The organism is Nesterenkonia aurantiaca (genome assembly GCF_004364585.1).
Taxonomy (GTDB): Bacteria; Actinomycetota; Actinomycetes; order Actinomycetales; family Micrococcaceae; genus Nesterenkonia; species Nesterenkonia aurantiaca.
Genome location: NZ_SOAN01000008.1, coordinates 34453 through 49944, shown reverse-complemented (window position 1 = coordinate 49944; position 15492 = coordinate 34453). Strand labels below are relative to the sequence as shown.

The window sequence follows — 15492 nt, the reverse complement described above, 5'->3', positions numbered from 1 at the left end:
GGCCTGCAGGCCCTGGACGGCTCCGTCATACGCGCCGGCCGCACATCGGTGTGAATTAGGGTCAGGTCATGGGACGTCTACCAGCGATATCTGCCGGAATCCTCACCTCGATGCTGCTCATCGGCTGCGCCGAGCCCGCTGCAGAGCAGCCCGAGAGCGGCGGCGAGGCCGACACCGAGACCAGCCCCGAGACGGAGACGGACACCGGGACCGACGCGGCAGATCTGGACGACGCGGACGACGGCGCAGAGGCGGCCGACGCGGCCGCACCGGAGGCCGATGACCCCGACTCGGATGCGCCGCCGTTCGGCACCGAATCCCGGGGCAGCTATGACGCCCCCTGGGCGCTGGAGTTCCTGCCCGGTGGCGAGCAGATGCTGATCACCAGCCGCTCCGGCGAGCTCTTCCTGCGCGGCACAGCCGAGACAGACGCCTCCGAGGACCTCAGCGTGGCCGGCCTGCCGGAGGACATCGTCGTCGACGGCCAGGGCGGGCTGGGCGACGTCGTCGCGGCCCCCGACTTCGAAGAGAGCCAGCGAGTCTATCTGAGCTGGATAAACTCCTCCGAGGCCGGCACCGGCGCCGTGGTCGGACACGCAACGCTGGCGGACTCCGGAGACAGCGCGGAGCTTCAGGACCTCACGATCATCTGGGAACAGGACCCTAAGGCCTCCGGCTCGGGTCACTTCTCGCACCGGCTGGCGTTCAGCCCGGACGGCGAGCAGCTCTTCGTGACCTCCGGGGACCGCCAACAGCTGGACCCGGCGCAGGATCTGGACAGCGGCCTGGGCAAGGTGATGCGGCTGACCCCAGAGGGTGACCCGTTCCCGGAGAATCCCTTCGCCGAGGACGGTGAGGTCACCGAGGAGGTCTTCACCTACGGTCACCGCAATCCGCTGGGCATCGACTTCGACGCCGAGGAGCAGCTCTGGGTCTCCGAGATGGGACCCGAGGGCGGCGATGAGCTGAACCTGCTGGAGGCGGGCGAGAACTACGGCTGGCCCGAAGCCTCCAACGGCTCGCAATACGGCGGTGCCGAGATCCCCGACCACACCGAGGGTGACGGATTCGCACCCCCGGCCGCATGGTGGACCCCCTCCATCTCCCCCGGCAGCCTGATGATCTACCAGGGCGAGATGTTCCCGGACTGGGCCGGCAGCGCCTTCATGGGCGCCCTCTCCGGCGAAGCGCTGGTCCGCGTGGAGCTCGACGGGGATCAGGCCGGGGAGGAAGAGCTCTGGGAGATGGGTGCGCGGATCCGCGATGTGGAACAGGCACCGGACGGAAGCATCTGGATCATCGAAGACGGCGACGGCGCGGAGCTGCTGCGCCTGACCCCAGCAGAATAGCCTCAGAGGAATGACCCCAGAAGAATGACCGCAGCTAAGGCGTGTGCCGGCTCTCGATCCAGTCGGCACCGCGGTAGAGCTTCTCGAAGGCGTCCATCGTGGTGTTGAGACTGTGCCGGCCGGCCCGCTCGCGGCTGCGCTCCCCCATCGCGGTGCGCTGCTCGGGGCTGATCGCGAACAGCTGCTCCAGCCGGGCCGCCAGATGTGCGGAGTTGCCGGGCTCGAAGAGGTAGCCGTTGACGCCTTCCTCCACCAGGTGCGGCAGTGCCAGGGCGTCGGCGAGCACCACGGGAAGCCCGGAGGACATGGCTTCCAGGGAGACCAGCGACTGCAGCTCCGCGGTCCCGGGCTGGCAGAAGACATCGGCCTCGAGATAGGCCCGGCGCAGCGCATCCTCCCCCACATGGCCGCGCATCCGCACCCGGTCACCCAGACCCAGCTCCTGGATCTGGGCGGCGAGCAGGTCGCGCTGCTCGCCGTCACCGACGATGTCCAGCCCGATCCCCAGGGCCGGATCGGTCTTGCCGATCGCCTCGATGAGCACGTCCACGTTCTTCTCCACGGCGAGACGACCCACAAAGAGCACCGTTGGCCTCTCGGGCAGGCTCAGCACCTCCTCGGGCCGCAGACGGTAGTACTCGACGTCGATCCCGTTGGAGAGCGGGAGCACCTTCTCGAATCCGGCCCGCTCCATCATGGTCCGCGCCGCGAGCGGGGTCGGGGTGGTCACCACGGCCGCCTTGCCCATCAGCCGGCCCATGTCTCGCCAGGAGTTCTTCGCCACGATCCGGCGGAACCAGCCGGGGAACGGCAGGAACGGATCCAGGTTCTCGGGCATGAAGTGGTTGGTCGCGATGGTGCGCAGTCCGCGTTCGGCGGCGGCGTCGATCGCGGCCTTGCCGATCATGTAGTGGCACTGCACGTGGACGACGTCGGGCTGCAGCTCGTCCATCAGCCGTCCCATCGCGGGCTCCACCAGCCAGGGCAGGCAGAGCCGGATGTACTCATGGGTCGGGGCCTTGAAGGACCGGAACCGGTGCACGGTGGCCTCGTCGGTTTCTTCAACCAGGTCGGGGCCGCGACTGGTCCGGGCGGCGGCGATATGGACCTCGTGACCGCGTGCCGCCATGTTCTTCGCCAACCGGTGGCTGAACACCGCGGCACCGTTGACGTCGGGCGGGTAGGTGTCGGCGGCGATCAGGATTCGGAGCTTCGCCGGGGGCTGCTCTGCGGGCTCCCCTGGGGGGTTCTCGGCGACATCTTCTCGGGGAGCCTCAGGGGGCACAGCGTTCACCATCAGCCAGTCGAATCCTCCTCGATGCCCGGTCGGGCCTGTTCACGGCGCAGCCGCTCCGCCTCGCGGCGCGCTTTGATGAAGTAGTCGATGGACGCAACGATATGCATCCCCGCGCCGAGCGCCAGCAGCCCGAAGGCGATGTCGGGCACGAGGCTCTCGCGCAGCATCCCGGTGGAACCCAGCAGCGCCATCGGCAGCCCGATCAGCAGGCAGGCTGTCCGCAGCTTGCCCAGCACGGTGACCTTCAGCGGCGGGGGTCCCTTGAAGAGCAGGTAGGTGTTGACCGAGAGGACCAGGTCCGGGATGACCACGGCGAGCACCACCCAGATCGGCACGATGCCGAAGCTGGCCAGGGTGGAGCTGACGATGATCAGCGCGAGCCGGTCGGCCAACGGGTCCAGCCACTGCCCCACGGTGGACATCTGATCGAAGCGTCGAGCGATGTACCCGTCGATCCAATCAGTGCCGGAGAGGACGACCAGCACCCAGAAGGCCGCCATGTACTCGTCGCGCGCCACGAGCACCACGAACACCGGGATCAGCAGTGCGCGCAGCACCGTCACGATGTTCGGCGCGGTCCAGAACGTCTCGCGCATGGTGTACTCGAAACCATCCTGGGTCCCGGCACCGATCAGTCTCACCGGGGCAGTTTATTTCTTCACAAGCTCGCGGAGGAAGACTGCACCCGCGGCGGCAGAACCTGCCACGACGGCGAGCGGCTTCCACCGAGCGGCCACAAACTCACCGGCGACGTGCGCGCCGGACTCCTGGCCTGCGGAGCCGGTTCCCTTCGCGGCGGGGACGCCCTCGATCTTGGGCTCGGCGGCCGGGACGCTCACCGGTGCACCGGCGGCGCCGCGGGTCTTCGCCGAGGAGTCGGTCCGGGCTGTCTTGGGCTTGCTGCCGCCGCGGGTCTTCGCCGAGGAGTCGGTCTGGGCGGTCTTGGGCTTGTTGCCGCCGCGGACCTTTGAACCGATGTTCTCGGCCTTGTCCTGGAGGCTCTGCGCCCGACCCTTGGCACCCTCGGCGATGTTGCGGGTGCCGGAGGTGATCTGGTCCTGCAGCGAGGCCAGGTGGTCGCGGCGTAGACCGGTGCGGCGCAGCAGCTCGCTGTAGGTGGGAGGTGTCGGGGACCCGGCGCCGGGGGTCTTCGCGTCCTTCTTGGCCTGTTCGGCGGCCTGGCGCTTGGACTCTTCCTTCTGGCGGCGCTTCTCGGAGTCAGCTTGGTCCAGGCTCTGCGGATCGAAGCGGGTGCCTTCGCGGGCCACCCCGAGATCGAGCCGGAAGCCACGGATGGCGTCCTCGGGCAGCAGCGGGAACGTCTTCTTGAGCTTGAGCAGCCCGATGAGCGCGAAGATCAGCGCGATCACCAGGAAGACCCCGGCCACGATCAGCGCGGCGGCCCAGAGCTCGAAGATCAGTGAAAGCGCAGCGACGGCGGCGACGATGAGCGCGACCACGAGGAAGGTCAGGAAGACCACGCCCACCACCATGAGGGCCACGGCGATGCCTGCGGCCACGCCCTTGGTCTTCATCTGGGCGATGGCCAGCTGGATCTCGTCGTTGATCTGCTTGGGGCCGAGTCGCAGTGCGACCTTGATCACATCGAGCAACGACGTCCGGGGCGCCGTGCCCTTCGTGCGGCCGATTCCTGGCTGAGACAAGACTGCGCCTCCGTAGTGTTCATGGTGCTCAGGGGTGGGTGTTCAGTTCACTACAAACTACCACCTATACGATTGGAGACATGGCTGACCAGTACGATTTCGAAGAGCTCTATGCCAACACCTACACCGAGGCTGATCAGCGGGCGTACGAGACCCAGCCGACCTCGCAGAAACGTTTTGTGACCGCCTGGCTCCTGACACTTCTCCTCGGCCCCACGGGGGCGCATCGGTGGTATCTGAGCCGCCCGGGATCTGCCGTGATCATGGTCCTGGTGAGTGTCGCCGCCGTCGTGCTGATGGTCGCGGGGCAGGCGAACCTCGGCCTGCTCTGCATCACGATCGTCTTCGCCTGGACCCTGATCGACCTGATCATGATCCTCACCGGGTCGATGCGTGACCGTGATGACCTGCGACTGGCCGGGCATCGCGAGCGGGCCGGCCTGTGTTCGGCGATCACGATGCTGCTGCTGGCGATCGGGCTGGTCTTCGCCCTGGTGCTGGGCACCAGCTCCGGGGTGGCCGGCTGAGCTGAACCCGGCCCGCCGGGTTCAGTCCTCGATCTGTCCCACCGGGGTGCGCTTCTCGGCCTGGAACTGATCCTCGATCCGACCATGCGCCCAGTAGGCCGAAAGCGACATCGCCTTGCGATCCAACCCCTTCTGATCCACCAGCATCCGTCGGATCCGCTTCATCTGGGCACGTTCGCCGTGCACGAAGACCTGCACGTCACCGTCCGGGATGCTCAGCTCCTCCAGGTACTCCGTGAGCATCGTGGCCTCCGGGCTGAAGTCCGCCTCGCGGTGCAGCCACACCAGGTCCATCCCTGCGGGCACGTCCAAGGGCTGACGCTCCGCAGCGTCGCGGACCTCGACGACGGCGACGCCGCGCGCATCCTCAGCCATCGATTCCAGCGCGGAGGCGATCGCGGGCAGCGCGGCCTCATCTCCGGCCAGCAGGTGCCATGCGGCCTCCTCACGCGGGGCGTAGCCGCTGCCGGGTCCGAAGAAGCTGATCTGGTCCCCGATCTGCGCGTGCTTCGCCCAGACTCCGGCGCGACCCTCCTCGCCATGGACCACGAAGTCCACCCAGATCTGTGAGTTAGCATGGTCGACGTGCCGGATCGTATAGGTGCGGGTCGCCGGCATCTGCTCGGTGCTCAGCTGCTCGCGCAGCGCGTCCATGTCATAGGGACGACTGAGGTCGACGCCCTCGGGCAGGCGGGCCGCCTCGAGGTCCTGCGGCAGGAAGAGCAGCTTGATGTATTGATCGGTGGCGGGCGACTCCCCCACAGACTTGAACTCGATCGCCTCGAATCCGGGACCGCCCAGGATCAGCCGGATCATGTGCGGGCTGAGCTGCTTCTTCGCATCAACCGTGAGGACGTGCTGGACGCGCTTCTTCTTTGACTTAGACACCCCGGCACTCTAATCGAACCCGACGCTCCGGCGCAGGGGAACCTCAGTCAAGCGGCACTGTATTGCGACAGAAGTCCATGCCCAAATCCGACTCACAGCCCCTGGGAAAATTGAGTGCATCGCGCTCAATTTAGGCAGGTTTGATCCGGACAAGGACGTCGCCGTCGAGCTGACCGGACGCACGATCACCCTGCCGGGTGAGATCTCCGGTGACGCACTCCCCCCCTCCCCACGTTGAGGGGCGGATTCTCCGCGCAGTTTGAGCCGCCCGACCCATGAAATACCCGCGAAATCAGCCACTCAACGAGGACGGGGAATGGGGGTGGGTGGGATCAGAAGACGATCGTGGTGCTGCCGTTGCGGATGACCCGGTCCTCGCAGTGCCATTTGACCGCGCGGGAGAGCACGGCGCGTTCGACGTCGGCGCCGAAGCGGGTGAGCTGGGCGACGTCGTCGCTGTGTGAGACCCGGATGACGTCCTGTTCGATGATGGGGCCCTCGTCGAGGTCCTTGGTCACGTAGTGCGCGGTGGCGCCGATGAGCTTCACCCCGCGGTCCGCGGCCTTCTGGTAGGGGCCTGCCCCGATGAAGGCGGGCAGGAAGCTGTGGTGAATGTTGATCACCGGAGCCCCGACCTTTTCGAGGAAGTCCTCGGAGATGATCTGCATGTACCGGGCCAGCACGATCATGTCGACGTTGCCTCGCAGCAGCTCCAGATGCCGGGCCTCCGCCGCGGCCTTGTCCCCGTTGGCCACCGGCACGTGGAAGTACGGGATCCCGAAGGGCCGCACGTCCTCGGCGAGGTCGGCGTGGTTGGAGATGACCATGACGATGTCCATCGGGATCTCGCCGCGCCGGTGCCGCCAGAGCAGGTCCAGCAGGCAGTGGTCGGTCTTGGAGGCGAAGATCGCCACCCGCTTGGGCTGATCGGCTGCGGAGAGTGAGTAGTCCATGGAGAACCGGTCGGCCAGCTTGGTCTGGATCGCCTGCTCCACCGCGGGCTTGGCCGCGGCGAGGCCCGGCAGGTGGAACACCGTGCGCTGGAAGAACCGGCCGTCCTCCACGCCCGTGGAGTACTGGTCGAGGCTGATGATGTTGCCGCCGACCTCGGCGATGAGCTCCGAGACGGCCGCCACGATCCCTGGCTGATCCGGGCAGGAGATGATCAGCCGGGCAATGTCATGGGTCTTCGTCTCAGGGGCGCTCATCAAGTCTCCGAATCGGGTTCACCAGGTCAGTGCGGCGCAGCAGCGTCGCAGGAAAAACACTATGGCATGAAAAACGCCCCCGCCCGTGAGGGCGAGGGCGGATCTGCTCCCCCAGTTGGATTCGAACCAACAACCGCTCGATTAACAGTCGAGTGCTCTGCCGTTGAGCTATGGAGGATTGCGACTGGAAAAGTCTAACAGGGGTTCCCGGCCGCTGGGAAATCGCTGTGGAATCATGGATCCGTGACGCCTATCTCTCCCGACACCCCTGCGACGGCCCCTGCCCCGAGGTTCAATGCTCTCACGGTCTTCACCGGCTCCGCCTCGGGATCCGACCTGGACTATACCGAGGAGGTCCGCAGGCTCGGCACCGCGCTGGCCGGAGCCGGCATCGCCGTGGTCTACGGCGGAGGCAAGGTCGGTCTGATGGGGCAGATCGCCGATGCCGCCCTGGAGGCCGGCGGCGAGGTCCACGGAATCATCCCAGAGGTGCTGATCGGCCGCGAGGTGGGGCACCATGGGCTGACCTCGCTGGAGATCGTGCCTGACATGCATTCTCGGAAGTCCCGGATGGCGGACCTCGGTCACGGCTTCATCGCGCTGCCCGGCGGCATGGGCACGCTCGAGGAGTTCTTCGAGGTGTGGACCTGGCAGTACCTGGGGCTGCACGCCAAGCCCGTGGGGCTCTATAGCGTCAAGGGGTTCTGGGATCCGCTGCTGGACATGGTCGACCATATGGTCGACGAGGGCTTCATGTCTGCCTGGCGCCGCGAGGCCCTGGTGATCAGCAGCGACCCGCAGGACCTGATCTCCCAGCTGCGCGCCTGGACGCCTCCCGAAGGGCGCTGACGCCCGGCGTCAGCTTCAGCTCCGCGTCAGCTCAGCCCAGCCCAGCCGTCAGCTCAGCCCGGCCGTCAGTCGAGCTCGCGGTCCAGCCAGCGGCCCAGCACCACGGTGTCCTGGTCGGTGTAGCCCAACGCCCGGTAGAAGTCCTGCACGGCCGCGTTCTCCTGCCGCACCATGAGCATCAGCTTGGGCACCCCGCGCCGGCGCAGCCAGTCCTCCGCCCCGGCCAGGAGCTGCTTGCCGAGCCCCTGACCCTGGAGCCGTTCATCCACGGCGAGGTAGTAGATCCAGCCGCGGTGACCGTCCTGACCGACCATCACGGTGCCCACCAGCTCCCCCGCGGCGTCTTGAGTGACGAGCACCGTGGACTCCTCCCCGGTCAGGGCGCGCAGGCAGTCCTGGTGCGGGTCGTTCCAGGGTCGGGTGAGCCCGGCCTGCCGCCACAGGGCGACGGCGGCGTCCACCAGTTCCAGCGGCAGCTCGGTGAGGCGCAGGTCGGTCACCTCGCGGCGGCTACTTCTGCACCGGCCGGATGGAGATGCTCTCCACCATCGAGGCGTCCTCCATGTCCACCACGGTGCGCGCCGCCTCGGCGATCGCCTGCGGGGAGATGTAGATGCCGCCGTCGTAGTCCTTGTTGCCCATGGACTCCTGCAGGGCGACCTGCATGTCGGTGTCCACCCGGCCAGGGTGGATCGAGGTGACCTTGACCTGGCCGCGCTCCTCCTCGCGCAGCGCATCGGTGAGCGCGCGCAGTGCGAACTTGGTACCGGAGTACATCGAGCTTCCGGGGCCTGCGGTGAATCCTGCCCCGGAGTTGATGCTCAGCACCGCTCCGGCGGAGGCGCGCAGCAGCGGAAGCGCGGCGCGGGTCAGCTCGGCGACGGCGAAGACGTTGACGGTGAACATCCCCTGGAACTGGGCCGGGGTGGTCTCTGCGACCGGGTTCATCCAGGCCAGCCCGGCGGAGTGGACCAGCACGTCAAGCCGGGAAGGTTCGGCCGCCTGCAGCGCGGGGGCGATGGCGTCGAGGTCGGTCAGATCCACCAGAAAGGGTTCGGCGCTGGGCAGGGCCTTCACCACGGCATCCACGGTCTCCGGGTTCGTCCCGCCGACCAGGATGTGGTGATCGCGGCCGAGCTCGACGGCGATGGCCTTGCCGATCCCGCGGGAGGCGCCGGTGATCAGCGCGACGGGACGGGTGCTGGGGGTCTGCTCTTCGGTCATGAGTTCAGCCTAGAGGATTCCGCCCAGCGGCTCAGCCGTCCATCCGCCCAGCAGCCGGCAGCCAGCGGTCTCCCGCCCAGCGGCTCAGCCGTCCAGCAGCCAGCGATGCAGCGCGGTGTGGCAGTCCCGCAGCGCCTGCGCGGTGACGTGTTCGTCGTCGGAGTGCGCCAGCAGCGGGTCCCCGGGGCCGAAGTTCACCGCCGGGACTCCCCTGGCCGAGAACCGCGCCACATCGGTCCAGCCGTATTTGGGCATCGGCACTCCGCCCACCGCGTCGATGAACGCCTGGGCCGCGGGATGCTCCAGCCCGGGGCGCGCCGCAGCCGAGCTGTCGGTGACTCGCTGCTGGTCCTCGCTGATCCCGGCCTCGGCCAGGACCTCTCGGACATGGGCGTGGGCCTGCTCCACGGTCTTGTCCGGGGCGAAGCGGTAGTTGATCTCCACCACGGTGGAGTCGGGGATGACGTTGCCGGCCACCCCGCCGCGGATCCGCACCGCGTTGAGCCCCTCGCGGTAGTCCAGGCCCTCCACCGTGATGGTCTTCGGCGTGTAGTCGCTGAGCACCCGGAGCAGCCCAGCGGTGCCGTGGATCGCGTTCTCCCCCATCCAGGCCCGTCCGGAGTGTGCGGCGACCCCGGGGATCGTGACCTCGAACCGGCAGGTGCCGTTGCAGCCGCCCTCGACCACCCCGTGGGTGGGTTCCAGCAGCACCGCGAAGTCACCGTCGAGCAGCTCCGGGACTTTGGAGAGCACCCGGCCGAGCCCGGACTTGCTGGCCTCGACCTCTTCGTGGTCGTAGAAGACCCAGGTGATGTCACGATCCAGGGAACCGCCTGCGGAGAGGTGCGTCGCGACGTCCTCGGCCAGCTTCAGCTGCACCGCCACGCCGCCCTTCATATCGGTGGCGCCGCGGCCGTAGAGCACCTCGGCACCCTCGGCCTGCTCCCAGCGCGGCGGCACGGTGCCGCGGGATCCCGGGGTGCTCGGCAGCGGGACCGTGTCCAGGTGCCCGGCGAGGATGATCCGCTGCGCCGCACTGGTCTCGGTGCGCGCGATCACGGTGTCGCCGTCGCGGTGCAGGCTCAGTCCCGGCAGGTCCTGCAGCGCCGCTTCCACGGCGTCGGCCAGGGTCTTCTCGTTGCCGGAGACGGATTCGCAGCCGATGATCGCCTCGGTGAGCGCGGCGACGTCGCCGGAGAGCAGTGCACGGATATCCATCCGCTCAGCCTAGGCGAACGCCCCCGCGCGTGGGACCCGCGGGAGCAGCTGATGGGCTTGCACGCAGGAAAAAGTAGGATGGTGCCATGAGCACAGACATTCGAACCGCATCCGGCCATGGCCTCGCCACGGTGACCACCGACGGCACCGTCCTGGACACCTGGTTCCCGCGCCCCGTGATGGCCCCTCTGTCCGAGAACGACGACGCCGAGCTGATCGCCGCCCTGCAGACCGCCGCCGGCGAGGATCCTGACCGCGGGGTCACGATGAAGGTGGTCTCCGTGGAGTCCGATCTGGACGCCGAGGCGAGCTCCGCCTCCGACGTCTGGCTGCGTCTGCACCTGCTCTCCCACCGGCTGGTCAAGCCGCGCAGCATCAACCTCGACGGCATCTTCGGGCATCTGAGCAACGTGGTCTGGACCAACTTCGGGCCCTGCGCGGTGACCGACTTCGAGACCACCCGGCTGAAGCTGCGCTCCCGCGGGCATGTCAGCGTGCACTCGATCGATAAGTTCCCCCGCCTGGTGGACTACGTGACCCCCTCCGGCGTGCGGATCGGCGACGCGGACCGGGTCCGTCTGGGCGCGCACCTTGCCGAGGGCACCACCGTGATGCACGAGGGCTTCGTGAACTTCAACGCCGGCACCCTGGGCACCTCCATGGTGGAAGGTCGGATCTCGGCCGGGGTCGTGGTCGGCGACGGCACCGACATCGGCGGCGGCGCCTCCATCATGGGCACCCTCTCCGGCGGCGGCAAGGAGAAGATCACCCTGGGTGAGCGCGTGCTGCTGGGCGCGAACTCCGGTGTGGGCATCTCGGTCGGCGATGACTGTGTGATCGAGGCCGGGCTCTACGTGACCGCCGGAACCAAGGTCTCGGTGCTCGATGATGACCGCAGCGTGATGGACACCGTGAAGGCCTCGGCCCTCTCCGGCGTGCCGAACCTGCTCTTCCGGCGCGACTCCGTGACCGGTTCGGTCCAGGCAGTGCCGCGCAAGGGTGCGAAGGTCGAGCTCAACGCCGCCCTGCACCGCAACTGAGCGGCCGCTGCGAAGGCAGCCACCGAGCCGCTGCAGAGCAGCCCCCTGAGCCGAACCCGAGCCACCTGAGTCGAGAGGTCTTCGATGAGCCGTCGCGCTGATCGCCCCATCACCGTCACCCGCACCGTGCATCGGCGACGACGTCGAGTCAAGGCCGTCGCGGCCATCACCGTGGTCGCGGCCGCCGTGGGAGCCACCGGCTACGGGGCCTGGCAGCTCATCGAGGAGAACGAGTATCTCCTCGATGAGCGCTGCTCGGTGACGGTGGGCGAGGTGGAGCACCGGCTCACCCCGGCCCAGACCTATGCGGCCGCGCACCTGGCCGCCGCGGCGGCGGAGCGCGAGCTGCCGGTCCAGGCCGCCACCGACGCGATCGCGATCTCGTTGCAGGAGACCAACCTGGACGACCGGGCGGACCCCGTGGAGGAGGAGACCGAGGAGGTCGACGCCGAGGAGGCGGAGGCTGCTGATTCAGAAGAGGACTCGAGCGCGCCCGCGCCGGTGCTCTTCGCCGACGGGGGCCCGCAGTGGGACGCCGTGAAGGCGACCAGCTCCACCCCGACCACCGCCGAGGACTTCTACTCGCGGCTGATCCAGAGCCGCGAGGACGGAGGCGAGGACGCGTGGTCCCCCGAGCTGGGGCTCCAGGAGGCCGCCGAGACTCTGGGCCGGCCGCAGAACCCGACGTTCTACCCGCAGCACGAGGAGCTCGCCCGGGCCTTCGCCCGCCCCCTGGCCGGCCTGCAGCCCATGGTGATGACCTGTCAGCTCAGCCAGCTTGAGGTCCCCGGACCGGACTCCGAGGGTCTGGGCGATGAGCTTCAGTCCACGCTGTCCGGGATGCTCGGCGCCGAGGCGACCGAGGTGCAGGGCTCCGGAGATTCAGCCGTGGTGCGAGTCTCGGTGAGCGACGTGGCGGAGGAGGCCGGAGCCACCGAGGCGGAGGAGGATGACGCGACCGAGGACGACTCGACCGAGCGCAGCGAGCCGGAGTGGCTGGTGGCGCAGTGGGCGGTGGCCGCCGCAGAGACCTACGGGGTCCAGTCGGTCCACGCCGGAGCCTATGAGTGGCACCGGGATTCGGGCCGCTGGGAGCGGGTGGAGACGGTCAGCGAGGACGTCGTGGTGATCGGCTTCTCCCGCCGCTGACCCCTCCCCCCAAACACGTTGAGCGGCGGATTCTCCGAGCATCTATGGGCCTTTTCGGCCTCAGATAGTCGCAGAATCCGCCGCTCAACGGAAGGAGGGAGAGGGTCAGACTCCGGGGTAGTTGCGCTCGGGCTCGCCGATGTAGATCTGGCGGGGCCGACCGATCTTGGTGGAGGGGTCCTCGATCATCTCGCGCCACTGCGCGATCCAGCCGGGAAGCCGGCCCAGCGCGAAGAGCACGGTGAACATCTTCTCCGGGAAGCCCATCGCCTTGTAGATCAGGCCGGTGTAGAAGTCCACGTTCGGGTAGAGCTTGCGCTCGATGAAGTAGTCGTCCTCCAGCGCCTTCTGCTCCAGGCGCTGGGCGATGTCGAAGAGCTCGTCGTCGCCGCCGAGCTTGGCCAGCAGGTCATCGGCCAGGCCCTTGACCACGCGGGCGCGCGGGTCGTAGTTCTTGTAGACCCGGTGTCCGAAGCCCATGAGCCGGACCCCGGCCTCCTTGTTCTTGACCTTCTCCATGAAGGTCTCCGGGCTGACGTCGCCGGACTGGATCTGGCGCAGCATGCCCAGCACTGCCTCGTTGGCGCCGCCGTGGGCGGGGCCGTAGAGCGCGTTGATGCCCGCGGAGACCGAGGCGAAGAGGTTCGCCTGAGAGGAGCCGACCAGGCGCACGGTGGAGGTGGAGCAGTTCTGCTCGTGGTCCGCGTGCAGGATCAGCAGCGTGTCCAGGGCCTTGACGATGTCCGGGTCCAGCTCGTACTGCTCGGCGGGCACGCCGAAGCAGCCGCGGAGCAGGTTCTCGACCAGGGTCAGGTTGTTGTCCGGGTAGAGCATCGGCTGGCCGATGGACTTCTTATACGCGTAGGCCGCGATGGTGGGGACCTTCGCGAGCATCCGGTAGGTGGAGCGCTCCACGTGGTCCTTGTTGAAGGGATCCAGCGAGTCGGGATAGTAGGTGGAGAGCGCCGAGACCGCGGAGGAGAGCACCGGCATCGGGTGCGCGTCACGCGGGAACCCGCCGAAGAAGTCGCGCAGCTCCTCGTGGAGCAGGGTGTGCCGACGGGTGACGGTGTCGAAGTCGCTCAGCTGCTGCTGGGTGGGCAGCTCGCCGTAGATCAGCAGGTAGGAGACCTCGAGGAAGCTGGACTTCTCCGCGAGCTGCTCGATGGGGTAGCCGCGGTAGCGCAGGATGCCTTCATCGCCGTCGATGTAGGTGATCGCCGACTGCGCATTGGCGGTGTTCATGAAGCCGGGGTCATAGGTGACCGCGCCGGTCGTCTTCAGCAGGGGTGCGATGCCGAGACCGACATTGCCCTCCACGGAGGGCTGCACGGGTAGTTCGAGATCTCCCCCCTGATAGTTCAGGCGGGCAGAAGACTGCTCAGTCATGGGTCTCCTTATCAGACACACTAGGGGGACATCATGACAAACCTACCGCTTGGTCACAGGTGGTTGCCAGTTGTGTCATGGTTCACCGCATCGGGTGTAACCTGCGCCGAATCGCATCGGATCCCGCAGAAGCACCCAGCTCAGCTGGTGAGTCGCGCAGCCGCGGCGGCGATCCGCTCATCCGTGGCGGTCAGCGCCACCCGGATGTAGCCGTTGCCCTGCTCCCCATAGAACACCCCGGGACCCACCAGGATCCCGCGCCGGGCCATCTGATCCACCAGCGCCCAGGTGTCCTCCGCGGTGCTGGCGGAAGGGTCAGCCTCGGCGGCGCGGCACCACAGGTACAGTCCGGCGACCGAGTCTTCGATCTGCAGACCGGCGGCCTGCAGGGCCGGCACCATCAGCGCCCGACGCCGGCGGTAGAGCTCGCGCTGAGCGGCCACGTGGGCGTCATCGTTCAGCGCCGCGGCCAGCGCGGCCTGGACCGGGGCCGGAACGATCATGCCGGCGTGTTTGCGGGTGTTGATCAGTCCGCTGATCAGCTCCGGGCAGCCCGCGGCGAACGCGGCCCGGTAGCCGGCGATATTGGACTGTTTCGACGCCGAGTACACCGCGAGGAGTCCGCGGTGGTCGGGTGCGCCGGTCTCCGGGTGGGTTCCGCAGACCCGGGGGTCCAGGACCGAGGGGACGTCGTCCTCGGCGACCTCCCAGGGCAGCTCGGCGTAGCACTCGTCGGAGGCGACCACGGCGCCGATGCGGCGGGCGAGCTTGACCACCTCGGACATCCACTCAGCCCCGGCCACCGCGCCGGTGGGGTTCGAGGGTGAGTTGATCCAGATCAACCTGACCCGCTGCAGCGTCTCCTCGTCGAGGCTGAACGGATCGTCGGTGGCCAGCGGGGTCGCGCCGGCGATCTGTGCGCCGATGTCATAGGTCGGGTAGGCCACCAGTGGGCGCAGCACGACGTCGGAGGTGCCGGCCCCGGCGCGAGCGCCGAGTCCCAGCAGGGTCGGCAGCCAGGCGACGAGCTCCTTGGAGCCCACCGTGGGCAGGATGTTCTCCGGGTCCAGGCCGGTGACCCCGCGCCGTCGGGCGAACCAGCCGGCGATGGCTTCGCGCAGCGCGAGCGTGCCGTGGGTGGTCGGGTACCCGGGAGCGTCGGCGGCGGCGGTGAGCGCCGCCTGGATCACCTCAGGGGTGGGGTCCACCGGGGTGCCGATGGAGAGATTGACGATTCCCTCCGGGTGCTGCCGCGCCTTCTGAAGGTAGGGAGCCAGCGCGTCCCAGGGGTACTCAGGAAGAGTGAGCATGGAGGCCTCCGCTGAGCTGGGTGGTCACTGCTGCTGCGGGGGCAGGGCCGCGACGATCTCGTGGTCCTTCGGGATCAGCCCGACCTTGGCCGCGCCGCCGGGGGAACCGACCTCGTCGAAGAACTCGACGTTGGCGCGGTAGTACTCGGACCACTGCGAGGGGGTGTCGTCCTCGTAGTAGATGGCCTCCACCGGGCAGACCGGCTCGCAGGCGCCGCAGTCGACGCATTCGTCGGGGTGGATGTAGAGCATCCGATCACCCTCGTAGATGCAGTCCACCGGACATTCATCGATGCAGGCCTTGTCCTTCAGATCCACGCAAGGAAGGGCAATGATGTACGTCATGGACTCCTCTTATCTTTCTTCGAGTGCGTAAGTCG

Annotated in this window: 16 protein-coding genes and 1 tRNA gene; 5 read left to right on the top strand and 12 right to left on the bottom strand. The window is 68.0% G+C overall.

The features are described 5' to 3' along the window. Window positions 1–68: 68 nt before the first annotated feature. On the top strand, window positions 69–1349 hold the full coding sequence (locus EV640_RS10645; RefSeq protein ID WP_208292197.1) for a PQQ-dependent sugar dehydrogenase: 1281 nt from the start codon (window positions 69–71) through the stop codon (window positions 1347–1349). 34 nt (window positions 1350–1383) lie between these two features. Here EV640_RS10645 and EV640_RS10640 read toward each other — a convergent pair whose 3' ends face one another. From EV640_RS10640 to EV640_RS10630, 3 genes are read right to left on the bottom strand one after another with little or no spacing between them, the layout of a single operon-like run. Then, on the bottom strand, window positions 1384–2646 hold the full coding sequence (locus EV640_RS10640) for a glycosyltransferase (RefSeq protein ID WP_051500897.1): 1263 nt from the start codon (window positions 2644–2646) through the stop codon (window positions 1384–1386). Further along, window positions 2646–3287 carry a CDP-alcohol phosphatidyltransferase family protein gene (locus tag EV640_RS10635; RefSeq protein WP_036474031.1) on the bottom strand — a complete coding sequence of 214 codons (642 nt, stop codon included), beginning with the start codon at window positions 3285–3287 and terminating at the stop codon, window positions 2646–2648. The genes EV640_RS10640 and EV640_RS10635 overlap by 1 nt, the downstream gene beginning before the upstream one ends. A gap of 9 nt (window positions 3288–3296) precedes the next feature. Beyond that, on the bottom strand, window positions 3297–4310 hold the full coding sequence (locus EV640_RS10630) for a phage holin family protein (RefSeq protein WP_133726411.1): 1014 nt from the start codon (window positions 4308–4310) through the stop codon (window positions 3297–3299). 80 nt (window positions 4311–4390) lie between these two features. Between EV640_RS10630 and EV640_RS10625 the strand changes: the two genes are divergently transcribed. Beyond that, window positions 4391–4837 (top strand): NINE protein, encoded by a 447-nt coding sequence (locus EV640_RS10625; protein ID WP_036474033.1) that lies wholly within the window; start codon window positions 4391–4393, stop codon window positions 4835–4837. 21 nt (window positions 4838–4858) lie between these two features. Here EV640_RS10625 and EV640_RS10620 read toward each other — a convergent pair whose 3' ends face one another. The 3 genes from EV640_RS10620 to EV640_RS10610 all read right to left on the bottom strand — a co-directional run bounded on the left by EV640_RS10620 (window position 4859) and on the right by EV640_RS10610 (window position 7111). Next, complete coding sequence (locus EV640_RS10620) at window positions 4859–5725, bottom strand: siderophore-interacting protein (protein WP_036474041.1); 867 nt, start codon at window positions 5723–5725, stop codon at window positions 4859–4861. A 332-nt stretch (window positions 5726–6057) separates the two neighbouring features. Beyond that, on the bottom strand, window positions 6058–6933 hold the full coding sequence (gene purU, locus EV640_RS10615) for a formyltetrahydrofolate deformylase (RefSeq protein WP_036474043.1): 876 nt from the start codon (window positions 6931–6933) through the stop codon (window positions 6058–6060). Window positions 6934–7039: 106 nt separating this feature from the next. Further along, window positions 7040–7111, bottom strand: a tRNA-Asn gene (locus EV640_RS10610). Between the two features lie 65 nt (window positions 7112–7176). Here EV640_RS10610 and EV640_RS10605 point away from each other — a divergent pair. Further along, on the top strand, window positions 7177–7782 hold the full coding sequence (locus EV640_RS10605) for an LOG family protein (protein ID WP_235180942.1): 606 nt from the start codon (window positions 7177–7179) through the stop codon (window positions 7780–7782). Between the two features lie 65 nt (window positions 7783–7847). On the opposite strand, the gene EV640_RS10600 is transcribed toward EV640_RS10605, so the two are convergent. From EV640_RS10600 to dapE, 3 genes are all read right to left on the bottom strand, one after another. Further along, a complete protein-coding gene (locus EV640_RS10600; RefSeq protein ID WP_341802713.1) occupies window positions 7848–8282 on the bottom strand; it encodes a GNAT family acetyltransferase in 435 nt (144 codons plus the stop codon). Window positions 8283–8292: 10 nt separating this feature from the next. Further along, window positions 8293–9006: an SDR family oxidoreductase gene (locus EV640_RS10595; protein WP_036474045.1), complete on the bottom strand. Its 714-nt coding sequence runs from the start codon at window positions 9004–9006 to the stop codon at window positions 8293–8295. An 84-nt stretch (window positions 9007–9090) separates the two neighbouring features. Then, on the bottom strand, window positions 9091–10224 hold the full coding sequence (gene dapE / locus EV640_RS10590; RefSeq protein WP_036474048.1) for a succinyl-diaminopimelate desuccinylase: 1134 nt from the start codon (window positions 10222–10224) through the stop codon (window positions 9091–9093). A gap of 86 nt (window positions 10225–10310) precedes the next feature. Here dapE and dapD point away from each other — a divergent pair, with 86 nt between their 5' ends. Next, on the top strand, window positions 10311–11264 hold the full coding sequence (gene dapD / locus EV640_RS10585) for a 2,3,4,5-tetrahydropyridine-2,6-dicarboxylate N-succinyltransferase (RefSeq protein WP_036474050.1): 954 nt from the start codon (window positions 10311–10313) through the stop codon (window positions 11262–11264). Between the two features lie 84 nt (window positions 11265–11348). Then, window positions 11349–12413: a hypothetical protein gene (locus EV640_RS10580; protein ID WP_036474052.1), complete on the top strand. Its 1065-nt coding sequence runs from the start codon at window positions 11349–11351 to the stop codon at window positions 12411–12413. Window positions 12414–12518: 105 nt separating this feature from the next. On the opposite strand, the gene EV640_RS10575 is transcribed toward EV640_RS10580, so the two are convergent. The 3 genes from EV640_RS10575 to fdxA form a co-directional block, all read right to left on the bottom strand. Further along, window positions 12519–13802, bottom strand: a complete 1284-nt coding sequence (locus tag EV640_RS10575) for a citrate synthase (protein ID WP_036474054.1) — start codon at window positions 13800–13802, stop codon at window positions 12519–12521. A 140-nt stretch (window positions 13803–13942) separates the two neighbouring features. After that, entirely contained in the window at window positions 13943–15112 is a 1170-nt protein-coding gene (gene dapC / locus EV640_RS10570) for a succinyldiaminopimelate transaminase (RefSeq protein ID WP_036474055.1), read from the bottom strand. A 24-nt stretch (window positions 15113–15136) separates the two neighbouring features. Further along, window positions 15137–15457, bottom strand: coding sequence for a ferredoxin (fdxA, locus tag EV640_RS10565; protein ID WP_036474056.1), 321 nt, complete (start codon window positions 15455–15457; stop codon window positions 15137–15139). Between the last annotated feature and the right edge of the window lie 35 nt (window positions 15458–15492).

Coding starts and splice junctions, on each gene's coding strand:
- EV640_RS10645 (WP_208292197.1), top strand. CDS start 69: ATGGGACGTCTACCAGCGATATCTGCCGGAATCCTCACCTCGATGCTG.
- EV640_RS10640 (WP_051500897.1), bottom strand. CDS start 2,646: ATGGTGAACGCTGTGCCCCCTGAGGCTCCCCGAGAAGATGTCGCCGAG.
- EV640_RS10625 (WP_036474033.1), top strand. CDS start 4,391: ATGGCTGACCAGTACGATTTCGAAGAGCTCTATGCCAACACCTACACC.
- purU (WP_036474043.1), bottom strand. CDS start 6,933: ATGAGCGCCCCTGAGACGAAGACCCATGACATTGCCCGGCTGATCATC.
- EV640_RS10595 (WP_036474045.1), bottom strand. CDS start 9,006: ATGACCGAAGAGCAGACCCCCAGCACCCGTCCCGTCGCGCTGATCACC.
- dapE (WP_036474048.1), bottom strand. CDS start 10,224: ATGGATATCCGTGCACTGCTCTCCGGCGACGTCGCCGCGCTCACCGAG.
- dapD (WP_036474050.1), top strand. CDS start 10,311: ATGAGCACAGACATTCGAACCGCATCCGGCCATGGCCTCGCCACGGTG.
- EV640_RS10580 (WP_036474052.1), top strand. CDS start 11,349: ATGAGCCGTCGCGCTGATCGCCCCATCACCGTCACCCGCACCGTGCAT.
- EV640_RS10575 (WP_036474054.1), bottom strand. CDS start 13,802: ATGACTGAGCAGTCTTCTGCCCGCCTGAACTATCAGGGGGGAGATCTC.
- dapC (WP_036474055.1), bottom strand. CDS start 15,112: ATGCTCACTCTTCCTGAGTACCCCTGGGACGCGCTGGCTCCCTACCTT.
- fdxA (WP_036474056.1), bottom strand. CDS start 15,457: ATGACGTACATCATTGCCCTTCCTTGCGTGGATCTGAAGGACAAGGCC.